Below are 17,871 nucleotides of genomic sequence, written 5' to 3'. Positions count from 1 at the left end.
GGATGAACTAAATGTTGGATAGAAACAGACAGCACGCCTTATCATCGCCTAGTGGTCAGCAGCTCGCCGATTTTCATAACGATCGTACACAGTACTATGGCGGTTATGGACTTGAGCCGGAAGAGGACACGCGTGGCTTAGATCCGCTCAAGCTGCTTTTCTACGTCGTTCAGTATCGCTGGTTGATCGTCATTTCGCTGGCGGCAGGATTGGTTTCCGGCGTTATTCTCACCTTCATGCAGACGCCAAAATATCAAGCTACAGCGACGCTTGAGGTTCTGGTGCCTTCGGCCAAGGTGTTTCAGGACATGGAAGTTGTTTCGGAGGCGAGCGACGTGCGGGCCTTCCTTACTGCTCGCGAAAAACTGCTTAGCCGAGCCCTTGCCCAACGCGTTGTTTTCCAGCTTGGCTTGACGGAAAAAGCCGATTTCCTTTTTCCCAAACCCGATTTTTCAGTCTCGAATATCGTATATCGGGCCTTTGGCATTCGAGGCCAGCCTTTGCTGGAAGACATCAGCCCGGAGCAGCGCGAACAGATTGCAATAGGTCGAGTTCGCGGTGATTTGGCCGTGCAACTTGTGCCAAATACGAGTCTGCTTTCCATCACGTTTCGGGACCAACGTCCGGAATATGCTCGCGACGTCGCAAACCAGCTTGCCCAAAGTTTCATCGATTCGCGGATTGATCAGACCGGCGAAACATCGGATTTGGCGCGTCAATTCATTCAGGAACAGGTCGCTCAGACGAAACAAAAGCTTCAAGCCTCCGAGGAGGAGCTGGTCGCCTACGCAAAGCAGGTGGGCCTGAGCGTTAACGAAGCGGACAAACCTCTAATCACCTCGAACATCGTAGACATCAATAAAGCGCTGACCGAGGCAATCCAAGAGCGCCTGGATGTCGGCCGCCTTGTCCAACAAATCGACGCAGGTCGTGGCGAAAGCCTGGAGCAGGTCCTTGGCAGCAAACCACTACAGGATCTTCAGGCCAAGGTCGCCGAGTTGGAGGGCGAGTACCAACAGAAGCTCTCCATGTTTAAGCCGGGCTTTCCCGAAATGCAGCAGCTGTCTGCGCGCATTCGCGAATTGAAGAAGCAAATCAACGCCGGTGCGATGACGATTCTCGGGTCCATCAGACTTCAACATCAAGAAAAGATCGAGAAAGAGGCCAACCTACGCGCCAAGCTGACGGAGCTTGAAGCGCAGCAATTAGAATATAACGATAAAAATATCAAATACACCATCCTAAAGCGCGAAGTCGACTCCAATCGATCTCAGTATGAAAGCTTGATTGCCAAATTAAACGATATCGGCGTCAGCTCTGAACTAAAGACGCGAACTGCTTCAATCATCGATCCGGCTACGCTGCCCGGCGCACCTTTCTCGCCACGGAAGCTTTTCAATATTGCTGGAGCGCTGGCGCTCTTTGCTGCTTTATGCGTCGTCATCATTTATATTCTTGAGCTGTTGAACAACTCATTCACCAATCCGGAACAGGTAGAAAAAGAGCTGGGAACTTCCGTGCTTGGCATTCTGCCGATGGTCGACGACAAACAATTGGCTGAGAGCCTGTCCGACCAAAAGTCTGGGCTTTCGGAGGCACATCGATCTCTGCGTACTGCCTTGCAGTTTTCGGGAGCCGACGGAGCACCCAAGATACTTCTGGTGACAAGCGCAGAGGCTGCTGAAGGCAAGTCGACGACTGCTTTCAAGTTGGGGCGAGACTTCGCAACCCTTGGCACGCAAGTTTTGATTATCGACGGCGATCTGCGAAGGCCCAACGTGCATCGGCTTTTTGGCCTCAGCAACACGATTGGGTTGAGCAACCTTTTAACCAGCACAGTTCGTCGGGAAGACGTACCGAACCTGTTCCGAAAAACCAAATATCCGAATGTGACTGTTCTGACATCCGGCACCATCCCGCCGAATCCCGCGGATTTATTGGCGTCGCATCGCATGGCCCAGGCGCTGGCAAGTCTAGCCAAGCGTTTCGACATGATTATCATTGATGCCCCGCCGGTGGTCGGCTTGTCCGATGCGCCCATTCTCGGTCGTCTGGCCGATGGTGTTTTGATGGTGGTTTCTAACAATCAAGTGACGCGAAAATCGGCGAAGGCGGCGGTCAGACGCCTCCGGTCCTCCGGAGCCAATATCGTCGGGGTCGTGGTTTCAAAGTTCTCGGTCAGCAAGTTCGATTACAACTATGCCTATAAATACATGAACTATCAGTATTACACATATGGCGCGGAGACGCCGAAGCTGGGGGCCTCTTCCGATGCTACACCTGAGCGAGCGGCAAAAGGCAGGCCGTCTCTTATGGCCCGTGCTTCTGCTGGCTTCCGCAGCCGCCTTGATAGCTTTCTCGCAAGGGCTCGGTCGAGTTCTTGAAACCGCCAACCCGGCGCTTGCTTCGATTTTAGACCCTTTCAACGGCGATGCCCGTTTGCGGCTTCTCTTGGGCCGGGCGTCGGGGCCATTGAGTGCTACCGAGTTCGAAGTCGTCCAGGGCGAGATCGGCGATGCGCTCGCTTTTAGCCCCATTGAGTCGCGCCTTTTCAGTCTACGCGGTGAGATAGAGAGGCAAAACGGACGGACCGACGCCGCGCTTCGGTCTTTCCAGACCGCGCAGGCATTGTCGAAAACCGATCTGCTGGCTGCGCAAGGTTTGGCAGCTCTTTTCCTATCCCGAGGACAGGCAGCAGCCTCCGTCAAAAGTCTGGATCTTATTCTGCGTCGGTCGCCGGATCGTATCGCCGAGCTGGCACCGGTGATTGCAGAAATTTCCGCTGATCACAAAGCCTATCGCGCTGTTGTGGAGCGGCTAGAAGCTGATGCGCCGTGGCGGACAAGTCTCATCAGTTTTCTGGCGTCAGGGGTTGATAGCCTGGATATTGCTGAACGATTGCTCGGAGATTTGTCGGTGCGCCCCCCATATCCGGCCGAGATTGCGGCTGTTATCAGCGGCCGGTTGAAGCAGCATCAATTCGAACGAGCTCACAGTTTTTTCCTGTTCACCCTGACGCCAAGTCAAAAAGCGATCGCAACCTATGTCTTCAATTCAGAGCTTTCACCCCAGCGATTGTATCGGAAGTTTGATTGGGAGACGCCTGTTCGTCCCGGAGTGGAGTTGACCTGGTCGACAGACGGCAGCAGCAGCCCGAAGGGAGCGAGGGTTCGATTTCTCGGTGCTCCGGTAAAGGATGTCGGCCTGAATCAGACGCTGATGCTGCCGCCAGGCGAATATCGTCTCGGCGTCTCGGCTTCGGCAACCGGCCTCGTTGCACCGAAGGGTTTGGCATGGGAACTGTCTTGCGGCGGCGATTCGCCAATGGCTATAGCCAAACTGGCTCTCGATGCAGGTGAGTATTCAGATCGGGAATTCGGCGTGAACTTTAATGTCCCGAGTTCTAACTGCCCGGTGATGCAACTCCGTCTGATGACGGATCTTGTGGCTGGAAGCTGGCGGTCGCTCTATCGCGGCGAAGTAATCATTCACTCCGTTAGAATTGAAAGGGTCGAGGGGTGAGTGAAGCGGGCAGGGAAAGCCAGAAATACGTTCTCGGAGGAGCTCTCATTCTCGCAATGATTATCGGGGGTGGGACTCGTTCAGGACTTTTGACGGACTCGATGATTTCCGTCGTGGTCTTATTGGCTTCGATATTCGTTCTTGCCCGCAATAAGGCCATCTCGATCTCGACGCCAATTTTTACGCTTTTGATCGTCGTTGTACTGGCTTTGCTGCTTCAGCTCGTGCCTTTTCCGCGGGCCCTTATTGCTGAGCTTCGCTTGCCGCCAATCGACCAGGCGATTAGCAGCTCGGACTCACCAATTTCCACTATTTCTCTTGGAGTAGGGCATACCATCCATTCGTTGGTAGTCTTCGTCGCGCTCGCCATGTTCACGTGCGCTGTTACCTCCCTTCGCTCGAAACAGATCATAGGCCTGGTTCCATTTTTCTTTACTGGGGTAGTCTGTAATCTTGTAGCGGGGGCAATCCAGTTCTCGATTTCCGATCAAGTCGTTATCGATAATTTGCTTTCATACAATATGACAGCAGGGTTTTTCGCGAATATAAACCACTTTTCTGCTTTGTTGTTTGTTGCGATTCCGTTCTTACTATACTTCAGTATCATCAGAGGACGTATGATCGCTGGGGCGGTCGGCTTGATATTCGTATTGCTGATGTTGTTGTCGGCCGGTTCGCGAGCGGGTGTTGTGATTGGCCTGCTGATCTTTGTGGCTTCGTTGCTGCTTTTAACGGCGAGGAGTCGGGCAGGGATAGGTGCGCTGGTTGCAGTGTTTGTTGGTGTTGCACTCTACACCATGGGCGTTTGGGCACGGTTTGAATCCGAAAACACGGCCGGTTTGGACGATTTGAGGCTCGAATTTCTCCAAACCAGTTGGGAAGGTATCAAGCAGAACTGGCTGCTGGGCATAGGATACGGAAATTTCGAGAAAGCTTATCAGATCTACGAAAAGCCGGAGCAGATATTCCAGTACTTCGTCAATCATGCTCACAATGAGTATGTCCAGCTCGTCTTCGAAGGCGGTATTCTCGCAGCAGGGCTTATCATGTTATATCTTATCGTGATTCACGTTCAGATTTGGCGGAATGGCACGGACGGATTTCGAAAAGTGGCCTACTTGTCGATTCTCTTTCTGCTTCTGCATTCACTGATCGATTACCCGTTGCGCACATATGCGCTGGCTATGGCGTTCGCGTTCTTCAACGCAGTGTTGTTTTATACGGGGACATTCTTGCCCAAAGCGAGGACCGAGCCTGTCGAGATCGTTGAGAGTGAGTAGGAACTATGAGCCCTGTCCTAAGCCGTGTGGACGAAATCACGCGAGTTGAGGGTTGAGGATGGCTATTGCTCTTTAATGCAACCTTGCCAAGGTTGGGGTCGGGCGTTCGAATCGCCTCACCCGCTCCAGTTTCCTTCGGGAAGCAGCATTGAAGAAAAGGCCACCTTCGGGTGGCTTTTCTCGTTTTACCCACCGCTCAGCTTTGAAAGCTGCACTCGCGCCGATGCCCAGGCATCGAAGGTTTTGTCGCCGATCGCAGGAACAAGTTTCGCCCTTGCCGCTTACTGATCCACGACGCTGCTCCTTCACCGAATCTCCAACTCAACTGCAAGCGGGCGGCAGGACTTCCACGGAAACCGGCGAGACCAACCATGACATCGATGACCTTGAGCGAACTTTCAAAGAAGATGAGCAGTATCGATTTCTGCATGCTGTCGACCAAGGCGTCGGACGGCGAAATCGCAAGCCGCCCGATGAGCAACAATGGCGATGTGGAATATGACGGAGACACCTGGTTCTTCACCTATGAGGACACCAAGAAGGTTCGGGAAATCGAGAGCGACAACAGCGTCTCTCTGACCTTCAGCGGCTCGAAAAGCCTGCTCGGAGCCCCAGGCATTTTCATTGCCATCGAAGGCGACGCCGATCTGATCCGCGACAAGGCCCAGTTCGAAGAGCATTGGGTGAAAGACCTGGAAATCTGGTTCCCCGATGGGATCGATACGCCGGGAATTGCTCTGATCAAGGTCCATGCTACGAAAATCAGCTATTGGGACGGTGAGGATAGCGGCACGGTCGCAATCTGATTGTAGCCGGTAAGGGAATTCTATTGTCGGCGGCACGCGATTTGCGGACCGCCGGCGATGAAATGTTGACGCCGTCATCCTATATTGGGCCCATCACAACTAGGGAGCACGCAAATGACGACAGAACGCGCAGTCCTTGCCGGCGGATGCTTCTGGGGCATGCAGGATCTGGTCCGCCGCCTTCCCGGCGTGGTTTCCACCAGGGTGGGGTATAGCGGCGGCGATGTACCCAACGCCACCTACCGCAACCACGGCACCCATGCCGAGGCCATCGAAATCCTGTTTGACCCCAGCCGGATCAGCTATCGCGACATTCTGGAGTTTTTCTTCCAGATTCACGATCCGTCGACCCGCAACCGCCAGGGCAACGATGTCGGGCTCAGCTACCGCTCGGCAATCTACTATACCAGCGACGAGCAGAAGCGCGTGGCGGAAGACACCATCGCAGACGTCGACGCCTCTGGCATCTGGCCGGGCAAGGTGGTGACCGAAGTCGAGCCGGCAGGCGATTTCTGGCAGGCCGAGCCTGAGCATCAGGACTATCTGCTGCGCTACCCCAATGGCTACACCTGTCATTTCCCACGGCCGAACTGGAAGCTGCCCCGCCGCGAAGCGGAACGCCGCTCCGCCTAGGCCCGCCGCATAGCATTTGTAGACGGCCGCTGAGAGGCGGCCGTTTTGCTTTGAGCGCAAACAACACATTCCCTATTCTGATGGTCATCCGCTTTCGCTTGGCACGGGCGACTGCAATCCTTGCTTGTATTTTCCTAGCCCGCGCCGTATCGCAGGCTTCATGTCGACCTCGTAGCGCTTGGCGTCCAGAAATCGGCAGGGTCCGCTTTCACATCCGCTTCGTGCGCGACAGGGCAGGTGGGGACGGGATCGGCGGCGTCAAGCTTCGCCTTGCAGCCCTTCTCGCGTCAGCGCCTGATACGTGCGCCAGCGCTCAACGAGATGGTCGAGGTCGCAGCGCAGCTGGTGGCCTGGTCGTCGCCGATAGGCGTTGCGCCGGAATAGCTCCTCCGCGCTACCGATCGCAATGCCTAAAGTCCCGCTTGCAAACGACTGTCCTGGCAGGGATCGGAGGAGGTGATACACCGTCGATCCGTTGACTTCGGCCTTGTGCCCTCTACATCTCATTACTTAGGGCTTCTTGTGTCTGATAGGCAGCGAAGCGGTTAACGGCGACAGGCGACAGGGAAGAATGATGCCTTCGATTTTCAGTACAGCGAAGGTTGAGCCGCGTGGCTTCGGCCAAAGCCGAGTGTTTTTCAGCCTAGCCAAAAATCTTCATGACTGAGCCCGTCAACCTTACCAACTGCGATCGGGAACCGATCCACATTCCCGGCAGCATCCAGCCGCATGGCTGCATGCTGGTATGCGACGTCAATGCCGTCACGGTGCTGCGCCACTCCGCCAATGCAGTCGAGATGCTCGGCTTGGAAGGCTCGGTCAATGGCGCTGTTCTGCAGGACATTTTGGGCAGCGAGGCCGCCCATTCCCTGCGCAACGGCCTGTCGAGTTTCAGCGAAGCGTCGCGGCCGGCCCTGCTGTTCGACATTCTTTTGTCGTCCGGCAAGCGCTTTGACATCGCCGTCCATCGTTTCAAATCCACAGTCATCGTCGAGTTTGAGCCGACGAAGAAGCCTGGCCGCGCATTGCGCCTGACCCGCGAACTGATCGGCCGCATCAGCAACATCGACAGCGTCGATCGGCTGCTCAACCAGAGTGCGAAGCTCGTGCGCGCCATGCTGGGCTATGACCGCGTGATGATCTACCGTTTCGAGCAAGACGGGTCGGGCAAGGTCGTCAGCGAGATCAAGCGCGCCGACCTCGAGAGCTTCCTGGGCCAGTATTTCCCCGCCAGCGACATTCCCCAGCAGGCGCGCGCGCTTTATATGCGCAACACGATCCGCATCATCTCCGATGCGAATGCGGCGCGTATCCCCATCGTTCCGGTGCTCGACGCCTCCGGCGAGGCGCTGGACCTGTCCTTCGCGCATCTGCGCAGCGTTTCGCCGATCCATTGCGAATATCTGCGCAATATGGGCGTGGCCGCTTCCATGTCGATTTCGATCATTGTCGAGGGCAAACTGTGGGGGCTGATCGCCTGTCACCACTACGCACCGCGCATATTGCCCATGGCGGAGCGGGTCGCCGCCGAGATGTTCGGCGAGTTCTTCTCCCTGCATCTTCATACGCTGAAGCAGAAGCGCACGCTCAGCATGGCATCCGACGCGCGCAAGGCGCTCGACAATTTCCTGCGGCTCGCCTCGCATCACGCCGATGTCGAGGAGCTTCTTCGGGAGAACCTCGGCGATTTCATGCGACTCATGCCATGCGACGGCGTCGGTATCTGGATGAACGGCTCCTGGAGCGCCCAAGGCGTCACGGCACCTGCGGACGCCATCCCCGAGCTGGCGCGTTTCGTTGGGTCGGTTTCGGAAGGCAGGATCTGGGCGACGCATGCGCTGTCGCAGAAGCTGCCCTCCGCGCAGGATTACCATGAGCTGACGGCAGGCGTGCTGGCCATACCGCTGTCGCAAATCCCCAATGATTATCTGTTCTTCTTCCGCCGTGAGATGGTGCAGACGCTGAACTGGGCGGGCAACCCGGAAAAGTCCTACGAAACCGGTCCGCTGGGCGACCGACTGACGCCGCGCAAGAGTTTCTCCATCTGGAAAGAAACCGTCCATATGCAGGCACAGCCCTGGACGGAAACAGACCGGGAAATCGCCGAAGCGGCGCGTGCGGCAACCGTCGAGGTCGTCCTGCGCCACAACGAGCTTATGGCCGAAGAGCGCAGCAAATCCGACGTGCGCCAGCGCATGCTCAATGCCGAGCTCAACCACCGGGTCAAGAACATCCTGGCCATCATCAAGTCGCTTGTCGGGCACCCGATTCAAGAGGGCCGGAGCCTCAAGGACTATGTCAACTCGCTCAAGGGGCGCATTCAGGCGCTTTCCTTCGCACATGACCAGGTGGTGCGTGGCGATGGCGGCGGGCTTTTGTCCGATCTCATCAATGCCGAGCTGTCGCCCTACCGTGGGCCATCGTCCGAAATCGTCCTGGTGGGACCGACGGTCTGGCTCGACGGGCGGGCTTTTTCGGTCATGGCGCTGATCCTGCATGAAATGTCGACGAACGCCGCCAAATATGGCGCCTTGTCACGGTCGGGCGGAAAGCTTGTCGTATCGTGGACGCTGACGAGTTTGGGCGACTGCGAGTTGAGGTGGGTGGAGAGTGGCGGTCCAGCCGTTACCGTGCCCGAGCGCGAAGGGTTCGGCACGGCACTCATCGACCGGAGCATTCCCTATGATCTGGGTGGTGAAAGCTCCGTCGACTACGCGCCCGGCGGCATCAAGGCCGACTTCCGCTTGCCCGCGCGTCATATCTCGTTGGCGACGACTGTTTCCCAGGCGCAGCAGCTGTCCCCGGCGGCGGAGACCGGCCTATCGGCGCTGCCTGCCGATCTGGCGGTGCTTCTGGTCGAGGACCAGATGCTGATCGCCATGGATGTCGAAGCCATGCTGGAAGAAAAAGGCATCCACGACGTTACCGTGACCAGCTCGGCGCAGGAGGCGCTGACCCGGCTGCGCTCGTTCAAGCCGCATGTCGCCGTGCTCGACGTCAATCTCGGCCAGGGCACCTCGATCCCGGTAGCCGAGGATTTGACGCGGCGCGGCATCCCCTTCCTGTTTGCCACCGGCTATGGCGACGGATCGGTCATTCCCTCGGAATTTTCCGCAGTGCCGATCGTGCGCAAGCCCTATGACGGCGAGACGCTGCTGGCCGCCATCGCGCGGCTGATGAACCGCTAACGCTCTAGAGCGTTTCCTGTTTAGATTGAAGCGGTTCTGTTTCACCGATGGCGAGGCGAACCGCAAGGAAGGCGGCGCAGTCCCGATGTGGTGCATCGGGCAAGACGTCTGACACAGCGGGCGCCCGCCAGCGGGAAACCTCCCCGTTGATTTGCGTGGCAAATCAACAAGTGTCTAAAGTGCCGGTGGTCCTTTGCGCATTCAAAGAAGGCGCGGCCACCGGTGGGCCGGGTTAATTCGGGCCAAATCCTTCGGGCCTCGGCTCGGCCGTAGCACCACTACGACCTCGCCTCATCCCTCGACCTTGTCCCGAATTCCCACCGGCAGAACGGTTCAATCTAAGCAGGAAACGCTCTAAGCCGGCAGCGTGGCGAGGCGCTCGGTCAACAGGCTGAAGAAGCCATCGGCGTCGACGTCCTTGATGAACAGCGCATTCTTCTCGCGGTCGGTGACGCCCCACCAGTCGACCACGGTCTCGCCGATGGTCAGCGGCGACGAGGTCTCGATCTCGACATTGCAATGGCGGCCGGAATAGAGCTCCGGCTTGATCAGATAGGCAATCACGTTGGGGTCGTGCAGCGGGCCGCCATCGGTGCCATATTTCTCTTCGTCGAAACGCTCGAAGAACTCCAGCCAGGCCGCCGCAACTTCGCCGACCCGGGTGCCGATGCCGCGCATCGCCGAGACCCGCTTCTCGGTCGTCAGCACCTTGTGGGTGACGTCGAGCGGCATCATCACGATCGGCACGCCCGAGCCGAAGACGATCTCGGCCGCATGCGGATCGACATAGATGTTGAACTCTGCCGAAGGCGTGATGTTGCCGCCTTCGAAATAGCCGCCGCCCATCAGCACGATTTCCTTGATGCGCGAGGCGATCTTCGGTTCGCGAACCAGCGCCATGCCGATATTGGTCAGCGGCCCGAGCGGGCATAGCGTCACCGTACCGGGCTCTTCCCGCATCAGCGTCTCGATGATGAACTCGACGCCGCCCTGCGTCTGAAGTGGCATGGCCGGTGCGGGCAGGTCGTAGCCGTCCAGCCCGGTCTCGCCATGCACATGCTCGGCAGTCACCAGTTGCCGCACCATCGGCCGCACCGATCCGGCATAGACCTTGACGTCGGGCCGGCTCGCCACCTCGCAGACCTTGCGGATGTTGGTGTGGGTCAGCTCCAGCGGAATGTTGCCCGCGACCGCGACGATGCCGAGAACGTCCAGCTCCGGGCTTGCCAGCGCCAGCAAAATGGCGAGCGCGTCGTCCTGGCCGGGATCGGTGTCGATGATGATCTTGCGGGGCATATGCGGTTCCTGCGATGCGGTTTCAGGCGGCGTGTTCGAGCGTTTCGGCGGGCCGAACCAGCTTTGCGAGAAGCTGTTCGCGGCGGCGCTTGAAGCGTTCGAACGCTGCCGCTTTTACATGGCCAAAGCCACGGATCTCGGACGGCAAACCGGCGATTTCCACCGAAAGCTTGTGGTTGCCGGCGGAGATCGATGCCGACAGCTGCGGAATGAGAGCGAAATAGTCGGCGATCAGCTGCCGCTCCATGCGCCGTTCCTCAGTGCGTCCGAAGGGGTCGAGAGGGGTGCCGCGGAGGAATTTGGCACCTGCCAAAACGCCGAAAACGGGCCTTATCCACCCCCCGAAAGCTATTTTGCCGGGGTGCCCGGTGCGGGGGTCGATCTTCGAAATCATCGGCGGCGCAAGATGGTGCTTGATCTTGAAGTCGCCCTCGAACTGCTCAGCGAGCTTCCTCTGGAACGAGGTGTCGCGATGCAGCCGCGCGACCTCGTACTCGTCCTTGTACGCCATCAGCTTGAAGGCGTTGCGGGCCACCGCCATGGCGAAATCCGTCGAGCCGAGCGGCGCTTCCGCCTTGCGCGCGGTTTCGACAAGCTCGCGGTAGCGCGCGGCATATTTGGCGTCCTGATAGTCGGTCAGGAACGCCGAACGGCGTTCGACGATGTCCTCCAGCGTTTCCGCCCTGGGCTCAGGGGGCTTGCCGAGACCGGCAGCGGCGATGACGCCCTCCGGATCGACGGCGGCGCGGCGGCCCCAGGCAAAGGCTGTGCGGTTCATGGCAAGGCCCGTGCCGTTGAGTTCCAGCGCCCGGTCGATGGCGTCGAAGCCGATCGGCACCAGGCCGCGCTGCCAGGCATAGCCGAGCAGGAACATGTTGGCCGCGATGGCGTCGCCCATCAAAGCGGTGCCGAGTTTCGAGGCCGAGATCATCTGCACCGCATCCTCGCCGGCAGCCTTTTTCAGCGACAGCAGCGTGGCTTCCTGGCGGAAGTCGATGGCCGTGTTCTGCACGAAGGAGGCGGTGGGCGCGAAATGGTCGTCCAGCACGGCGCGGGTGCGGCCCTTGCCGAAGGTTGCCAGCGACTTGGGCGAAGCGGAGACCACGACGTCGAAGCCAAGCACGAGGTCGGCTTCGCCGGCGCCGATGCGCGCGGCGTTGAGCATTTCGGGCTTGGGCGCGATGCGCACATGCGAGACCACTGCGCCGTTCTTCTGGGCAAGGCCGGTCTGGTCGAGCGTCAGGATCGACAGGCCTTCGAGATGGGCGGCCATGGAGAGCACGGCGCTGACCGTGATGACGCCGGTGCCGCCGATACCGGCAAGCAGCATGTTGAAGGCGCCGTCGATGGGCTGAAGATGCGGCATCGGCAGGTCGCCGGGCTTGATCGCGGCGGCCTGACCCTTGGCCTTGCGCAGCTTGCCGCCTTCGATGGTGACGAAGCTGGGGCAAAAACCCTTGATGCAGGACAGGTCGGTGTTGCAGCTCGACTGATTGATGCGGCGCTTGCGGCCGAACTCGGTTTCCACCGGCTCGACGGAAATGCAGTTGGAAACCGCCGAACAGTCGCCGCAGCCCTCGCAGACCAGCTCGTTGATGAAGGCGCGCCTTTCGGACTGGGCGAGCGCGCCGCGTTTGCGGCGGCGGCGCTTCTCGGCGGCGCAGACCTGATCGTAGACGAGAACGGTGACGCCCTCGATCTCGCGCAGCTCGCGCTGCACGGCGTCGAGTTCGTCGCGGTGGTGGATGCTGACCGTGCGCGGCAGCACGCCCTGCCAGACCTCGGGCTTTTCCGACACCACCACCACGCGCTTTGCGCCCTCGGCCAGAACCTGGTCGACGATGGAGGGAACTGTGTTGTCGCCGTCATGGCGCTGGCCGCCGGTCATGGCGACCGCGTCGTTATAAAGGATCTTGTAGGTGGCGTTGACGCGACCGGCGATGGCCGCGCGGATGGCGAGCATGCCGGAGTGAAAATAGGTGCCGTCGCCCATATTGACGAAAATGTGCTTCTCGTCGGTGAAGTGCGACAGGCCGATCCATGCGCCGCCTTCGCCGCCCATCTGGGTAAAGGTCGAGGTGTTGCGCTCCGGCAGGCCGATCACCATCATGTGGCAGCCGATGCCGGTGGTGGCGCGGCTGCCGTCGGGAATGCGGGTGGAAACGGAATGCGGGCAGCCCGAGCAGAAATAGGCGTCGCGCTTGAGCGCCGTGGCCTCGCTGGGCGTGGCGGCAACGATCTCCTCGATGCGCGCGGCACGGCTCCTGATGGCCTCATCGCCGCCGCCGAGCCGCGAAACGATGGCGCGGGCAACCGCCACGCTGTCGATCTCGCCATGGCTGGGCAGAAGCGGCGCGCCGTTTTCGTCCTGCTTGCCGACGATGCGCGGGCGGCGTCCGTCCGGCAGATTGAACAGCAGCGACTTGATCTGGTCTTCCAGGATCGGGCGCTTTTCCTCGACAACCAGCACCTGGTCGAGGTCGCGTGCGAAGTCGATCAGGCCGGTGGGCTCGATGGGCCATGCCAGGCCGATCTTGTAGAGCGCGATGCCGAGTTCGCCGGCGCGGATCTCGTCGATGCCGAGCGCATCGAGCGCGGCGAGCAGGTCGAGCCAGGATTTGCCGGTCGAGACGATACCGATGCGCGGCTTGCCGTTGCGCCAGACAGCGCGGTCGATGCCATTGGCCAGGGCAAAGGCATGCACCGCCTGCATCTTGTGTTCGAGGCGCTGTTCCATCGCGTGCGGGCCGTCGGGCCAGCGCAGCGACAGGCCGTCGCCCGGCAGGATGAGATCCGGCTTGACGATCTTGAGGCGCTCGGGGTCGAGATCGACGGTGGCCGAGCATTCGACGGTTTCGGTCTGGCACTTGAAGCCGATCCAGGCCCCGGAATAGCGGCTCATTTCCCAGCCGAGCACGCCATAGTCGATATATTCGCCGACGCCGGCCGGCGACAGCATCGGCACCATGGCCGAGATCAGATTGTGCTCGCTCTGATGGGGCAGGGTGGAGGAGACGGCGCCGTGGTCGTCGCCGACCAAGAGCAGCACGCCGCCATGCTTGTCGGTGCCGACGGCGTTGGCGTGGCGGATGACGTCCATGGTGCGGTCGACGCCCGGACCCTTGCCGTACCACATGGAAAACACGCCGTCATAGCGCGAGCCGGGAAACATGCCGGTCTGCTGCGTGCCCCACACGGCGGTTGCCGCCATGTCCTCGTTGAGGCCGGGGCGGAAGACGATGTGGTGTTCCTTGAGGTATTTTTCGGCCTTGCCCATCTCGCGGTCGAAGGAGGCGAGCGGCGAGCCGCGATAGCCGGAAACGTAGCCGGCAGTGTTCAACCCTTGCGCCAGGTCGCGCTCGCGCATCACCATTGGCAGGCGGATCAGCGCCTGGGTGCCGGAGACGAGGATACGGCCCTTGGGCAGCGTGTAGCGGTCGTCGAGATCGGTCATCTCGAAGAGCTGCGCGGCGGTGGAAGCGGGTGCAGCACTCATGATCGAGCGTCCTTCTCTGGCGGCTGCTGGGCCGGCATATCGAAAATACGGCCGGGATTCAGGATTCCATTCGGGTCGAACGCCGCCTTGAGCCGGCGCATCGCGGCGATTTCGGCGTCGCTGCGGCACAGATGCAGCCATTGCTTCTTGTCGAGGCCAATGCCGTGCTCTGCCGAGATGCTGCCATTGGCCGCCTTCACGCAGGACAGGATGGCATCGGTCACGGCGTCAGGCTTTTCGGTGCCGACGATGTAATGCAGATTGCCGTCGCCGAGATGGCCAAAGACATTGAAGGAGGCGTTTTCGTCGGCGGTGCGCACGGCGATGTCGGCGGAGGACAGGAAGCCCGGCATTTCGCGCAGCGCCACGCTGATGTCGCAGCCGACCATGTTGCTGCAGCTTGTGATGTAGTGGCTGCAGGCCTCGCGCAGCTCCCAGATGGCGCGGAATTCGCGCGGCGACTGCGATACGGTCACGTCGCTGACGATCTCGTCCTCGCAGGCCTGGATCAGCGCTTCGGCGAAGCGTTCATTGTCGACCTCGGCCTTGGTGCCCTGGATTTCGGCGAGGACATAGACGTCGCCGGTGGCCTGGACCGGGCGCTGCTTGCCGGAGAAGCGCAGCGCGCTCTCGTAGACGGCGGGAAAGATGATCTCGAAGGCCGACAGCATCGGCCCCATCGCAGAACGCAGGCGCGACAGAAGCGTGATCGCCGCTTCTACCGAGGGCAGGGCGCAAAAGGCATTGCTTTCGTAAAGCGGTTTGGGATGCAGCTTGAGACACGCGCGGGTGACCACGCCAAGCGTGCCTTCGCTGCCGATGAAAAGCTGGTTGAGGTCGTAGCCGGAATTGTCCTTAGCAAGCCCCTTGAGCGAACTCAGCACCGTCCCGTCGGCAAGCACGGCCTCGAGCCCGAGGATCTGGGCGCGATACATGCCGTAGCGCAGAACGCGAATGCCGCCGGCATTGGTGGCGACGTTGCCGCCCACCGTGGCCGAGCCGCGCGCGCCGATATCGACGCCGAACATCAGGCCCGCCGCATCGGCGGTTTCCTGCAGCGTCTGCAGTGCCACGCCGGCATCGACGACGATCGTTCCGGCATCGCTATCGACGGGATCGAGCGCCGTCATGCGTTCGAGCGACAGCACCGCTTCCCCCTCGCAGACCCGCGCGCTGCTGGAGAGGCCGGTGCGTCCGCCCTGGGTGACGAGGCGCTGGCCATGCGCATTGCAGATGGAGAGGACGGCGGACACCTCGGCCGTGGTTTTGGGGCGCAGAACCAGAAGCGGCTGAGTGCCCTTCTTGTCGCCCTGCGCCTCGCTGTAGCGGGCATCTACGGCGCCGTCGCTCATGATGCACTCGGCAGGCAGCGCCGCCGCCAGGGCCTGCAGGAGGCCTTGGGGGAGGGCGGGGGAGATGGCCGTGGCGTTATCGTTGGTGGCTGCGGCGGTCGGCATGGTGGTGCATTCCTGAACCCGGAAAGATTTAAGGCTAAGCCCAATTTTATATTTGTCAAACCTATATTTCAATTTGAAAACGAGGATTTCTCGGCTACAACGGACGCACATCGGAGAGGGGTTTGCATGAGCCTGAACTACGACGAGGTGGTGCGCACCGGCCTAGCCAAGCAGGTGGCGGACAACATCCGCGCCGCCATTCTCGAGGGCCGTCTCAAGGTCGACGAACGGCTTCCCAACGAGGAAGAGCTCGCCCGGCGTTTCGGCATTTCCCGTCCCACGGTGCGCGAGGCGCTCAAGCGGCTTGCCGCGCAGAACCTGATCCGTTCGCGGCGCGGCCCGACCGGAGGCAATTTCGTCACCCGACCCGACCCCGAGGGACTGTCCAAGGCGATCACCGGCGCGGCGACGCTGCTGGTGGGTATCGGTGCTTTCGACATCGACGAGATCGTCACCGCCAGGATGGAAACCGAATGCATCTGCGCGCGGCTTGCCGCCGCCAACCGCACCGACGCCGATATCGCGGCGATGGAGGCCGAGGTCGAGTTTCAGCTGCGCGAGGAAATGACGGACGAGGAGTTCTGCGCCTCGGATGTGCGGTTTCACCGCGCCTTGGTCGATGCGGCCGGCAACGGCCCGCTGAAGCTGATGATGTACACCGTCATCGAAGCCTTCATTCCGATCACCAACATGGTTACCTACCGCTATCGCGAGCGAAGGGAGGCCTCCGAATGGCACCGGCGTATCGTCGATGCCATCAGGGCGCATGACGTCGAGACCGCCGGCGGCCTTCTGCGCGAGCATATTCTGGGCATGCGCGACACCTTCATGCTCGCGCTCGAGCGGCGCGCGCAGGATGCCGAAGCAGCCGGCCCGCTCTGAACCAAGCCAACCAATCGAAGACCAGATTAAGTGAAGAACGGGAGAAAACCATGAGTGAGACTTTCCGCGCCCTGATGATCGTTGACAACGAGGGCAAGCCCAAGGCCGAATTCCGCGACCTGACGGTTGCCGAATTGCCCGACCACGACGTTCTGGTCGAGGTTGCCTTCTCCACGCTGAACTACAAGGACGGCCTCGCCGTCTCCGGCAAGGGCCGCATCGCGCGCCGCCTGCCGATGGTGGCCGGCATCGACATCGCCGGCACCGTGGTCGAGTCGCGTTCCGACGAATGGAAGGCCGGCGACAAAGTCGTGCTCAACGGCTGGGGATTGTCGGAGACCGAATGGGGCGGCTATTCCCGCTTCCAGCGCGTCAAGCCGGAATGGCTGATCCGCTTGCCCGACGCCTTCAGCTTCCAGGACGCCATGGCGATCGGTACGGCGGGTTACACCGCCGCCCTGTGCGTCAACGCGCTCGAAGCCTGGGGCGCCATCCAGCCCGGCGGCAAGGAAGTGCTGGTCACGGGTGCTGCCGGCGGCGTCGGTTCGACCGCCATCAGCCTGCTGTCGACCAAGGGTTACACCGTCACCGCATCGACCGGCCGTCCGGAAACGCATGAGTATCTCGGCGGCCTCGGCGCGACCAACTTCATCGACCGCGCGACGCTCTCCGAAAAGGGCGGACCGCTGCAGAAGGAACGCTGGGCAGGCGCCGTGGATTCCGTCGGCTCGACAACCCTAGCCAATGTGCTGTCGCAGACCGTCTATGGCGGCGCGGTGGCGGCCTGCGGTCTCGCCGGCGGCGCCGATCTGCCGGGCACCGTGCTGCCGCACATCCTGCGGTCGGTAGCGCTTTTGGGCGTGGATTCGGTCATGGCGCCGCGCGCCAAGCGCGAGGCAGCCTGGAAGACGCTCGCCGAGCATCTCGACAAGACGCATCTTGAATCCATGACCACGGTGGCTGGGATGTCCGACTTGCCGAAGCTTGCCAACGACATCCTCGCCGGCCAGATTCGCGGCCGCGTGGTGATCGATATTTCGAAGTAGGACTTGAGAGGGGCGGACGTTCTTGCCGCCCCTCATCCCCCTGCCGGGACCGTCTCCCCGTGAACGGGGAGAGGCGCGATCGCACCAGCACTGTCGCAAATTACAAAAGTCCCAGCATTCGTGACGGCTCGTCTCCCTCGTTTTCGGGGCCGGGCAGCCCGCTATCAAAATCGTTTGAACTCCGATCGAATCCAGCCTCATATTGGTATGAATATGGGCGGCGTCTTGGTCTTCGATGGATACAAGAGCCTTGTCTGTCAGGCGG

12 protein-coding genes and 1 tRNA gene are annotated in these 17,871 nt (G+C 60.5%); 10 read left to right on the top strand and 3 right to left on the bottom strand.

Annotation, left to right across the window (positions count from 1 at the left end; genetic code table 11):
• The first annotated feature begins 11 nt into the window (after nucleotides 1-11).
• The 8 genes from ICI42_RS02190 to ICI42_RS02155 all read left to right on the top strand — a co-directional run bounded on the left by ICI42_RS02190 (nucleotide 12) and on the right by ICI42_RS02155 (nucleotide 9,429).
• On the top strand, nucleotides 12-2,384 hold the full coding sequence (locus tag ICI42_RS02190) for a GumC family protein (protein ID WP_188162897.1): 2,373 nt from the start codon (nucleotides 12-14) through the stop codon (nucleotides 2,382-2,384).
• Complete coding sequence (locus ICI42_RS02185; protein ID WP_188162896.1) at nucleotides 2,347-3,522, top strand: tetratricopeptide repeat protein; 1,176 nt, start codon at nucleotides 2,347-2,349, stop codon at nucleotides 3,520-3,522. Before ICI42_RS02190 ends, ICI42_RS02185 begins: the two co-directional genes overlap by 38 nt.
• Nucleotides 3,519-4,802, top strand: a complete 1,284-nt coding sequence (locus tag ICI42_RS24080) for an O-antigen ligase family protein (RefSeq protein ID WP_188162895.1) — start codon at nucleotides 3,519-3,521, stop codon at nucleotides 4,800-4,802. The genes ICI42_RS02185 and ICI42_RS24080 overlap by 4 nt, the downstream gene beginning before the upstream one ends.
• 40 nt (nucleotides 4,803-4,842) lie before the next feature.
• A tRNA-Gly gene (locus ICI42_RS02175) sits at nucleotides 4,843-4,930 on the top strand.
• 243 nt (nucleotides 4,931-5,173) lie between these two features.
• Nucleotides 5,174-5,608: a pyridoxamine 5'-phosphate oxidase family protein gene (locus ICI42_RS02170; protein ID WP_188162894.1), complete on the top strand. Its 435-nt coding sequence runs from the start codon at nucleotides 5,174-5,176 to the stop codon at nucleotides 5,606-5,608.
• A gap of 114 nt (nucleotides 5,609-5,722) precedes the next feature.
• Nucleotides 5,723-6,241, top strand: coding sequence for a peptide-methionine (S)-S-oxide reductase MsrA (gene msrA / locus ICI42_RS02165; RefSeq protein WP_188162893.1), 519 nt, complete (start codon nucleotides 5,723-5,725; stop codon nucleotides 6,239-6,241).
• 237 nt (nucleotides 6,242-6,478) lie between these two features.
• Entirely contained in the window at nucleotides 6,479-6,625 is a 147-nt protein-coding gene (locus ICI42_RS02160; RefSeq protein ID WP_188162892.1) for a hypothetical protein, read from the top strand.
• A gap of 275 nt (nucleotides 6,626-6,900) precedes the next feature.
• The gene (locus ICI42_RS02155) at nucleotides 6,901-9,429 is read left to right on the top strand and encodes an HWE histidine kinase domain-containing protein (protein WP_188162891.1); all 2,529 of its coding nucleotides are present in this window, start codon (nucleotides 6,901-6,903) and stop codon (nucleotides 9,427-9,429) included.
• Nucleotides 9,430-9,783: 354 nt separating this feature from the next.
• Here the strand turns inward: ICI42_RS02155 and ICI42_RS02150 are convergent, their stop codons facing one another.
• The 3 genes from ICI42_RS02150 to ICI42_RS02140 are packed head-to-tail and all read right to left on the bottom strand — an operon-like array spanning nucleotide 9,784 to nucleotide 15,678.
• The gene (locus ICI42_RS02150; protein ID WP_188162890.1) at nucleotides 9,784-10,725 is read right to left on the bottom strand and encodes a nucleoside hydrolase; all 942 of its coding nucleotides are present in this window, start codon (nucleotides 10,723-10,725) and stop codon (nucleotides 9,784-9,786) included.
• 22 nt (nucleotides 10,726-10,747) lie between these two features.
• Complete coding sequence (locus ICI42_RS02145) at nucleotides 10,748-14,221, bottom strand: indolepyruvate ferredoxin oxidoreductase family protein (protein WP_188162889.1); 3,474 nt, start codon at nucleotides 14,219-14,221, stop codon at nucleotides 10,748-10,750.
• Complete coding sequence (locus ICI42_RS02140; protein WP_230980124.1) at nucleotides 14,218-15,678, bottom strand: FAD-binding oxidoreductase; 1,461 nt, start codon at nucleotides 15,676-15,678, stop codon at nucleotides 14,218-14,220. Before ICI42_RS02140 ends, ICI42_RS02145 begins: the two co-directional genes overlap by 4 nt.
• 126 nt (nucleotides 15,679-15,804) lie before the next feature.
• On the opposite strand from ICI42_RS02140, the gene ICI42_RS02135 reads away from it, so the two are divergent.
• Nucleotides 15,805-16,560, top strand: coding sequence for a FadR/GntR family transcriptional regulator (locus ICI42_RS02135; protein ID WP_188162888.1), 756 nt, complete (start codon nucleotides 15,805-15,807; stop codon nucleotides 16,558-16,560).
• A gap of 50 nt (nucleotides 16,561-16,610) precedes the next feature.
• Nucleotides 16,611-17,606 (top strand): acrylyl-CoA reductase (NADPH), encoded by a 996-nt coding sequence (gene acuI / locus ICI42_RS02130; RefSeq protein ID WP_188162887.1) that lies wholly within the window; start codon nucleotides 16,611-16,613, stop codon nucleotides 17,604-17,606.
• Nucleotides 17,607-17,871 lie beyond the last annotated feature (265 nt).

Origin of the sequence: Oryzicola mucosus, from assembly GCF_014534685.1 — a bacterium.
Taxonomy (GTDB): Bacteria; Pseudomonadota; Alphaproteobacteria; order Rhizobiales; family Rhizobiaceae; genus Oryzicola; species Oryzicola mucosus.
The sequence above is the reverse complement of the archived record's forward strand: the minus strand, read 5'-3'. Positions and strand labels throughout refer to the sequence as shown.

What these genes read in the sequence shown, in the direction of transcription:
- ICI42_RS02190 (WP_188162897.1), top strand. Translation starts at nt 12, where the DNA reads ATGTTGGATAGAAACAGACAGCACGCCTTATCATCGCCTAGTGGTCAG.
- ICI42_RS02170 (WP_188162894.1), top strand. Translation starts at nt 5,174, where the DNA reads ATGACATCGATGACCTTGAGCGAACTTTCAAAGAAGATGAGCAGTATC.
- msrA (WP_188162893.1), top strand. Translation starts at nt 5,723, where the DNA reads ATGACGACAGAACGCGCAGTCCTTGCCGGCGGATGCTTCTGGGGCATG.
- ICI42_RS02155 (WP_188162891.1), top strand. Translation starts at nt 6,901, where the DNA reads ATGACTGAGCCCGTCAACCTTACCAACTGCGATCGGGAACCGATCCAC.
- ICI42_RS02150 (WP_188162890.1), bottom strand. Translation starts at nt 10,725, where the DNA reads ATGCCCCGCAAGATCATCATCGACACCGATCCCGGCCAGGACGACGCG.
- ICI42_RS02145 (WP_188162889.1), bottom strand. Translation starts at nt 14,221, where the DNA reads ATGAGTGCTGCACCCGCTTCCACCGCCGCGCAGCTCTTCGAGATGACC.
- ICI42_RS02140 (WP_230980124.1), bottom strand. Translation starts at nt 15,678, where the DNA reads ATGCCGACCGCCGCAGCCACCAACGATAACGCCACGGCCATCTCCCCC.
- ICI42_RS02135 (WP_188162888.1), top strand. Translation starts at nt 15,805, where the DNA reads ATGAGCCTGAACTACGACGAGGTGGTGCGCACCGGCCTAGCCAAGCAG.
- acuI (WP_188162887.1), top strand. Translation starts at nt 16,611, where the DNA reads ATGAGTGAGACTTTCCGCGCCCTGATGATCGTTGACAACGAGGGCAAG.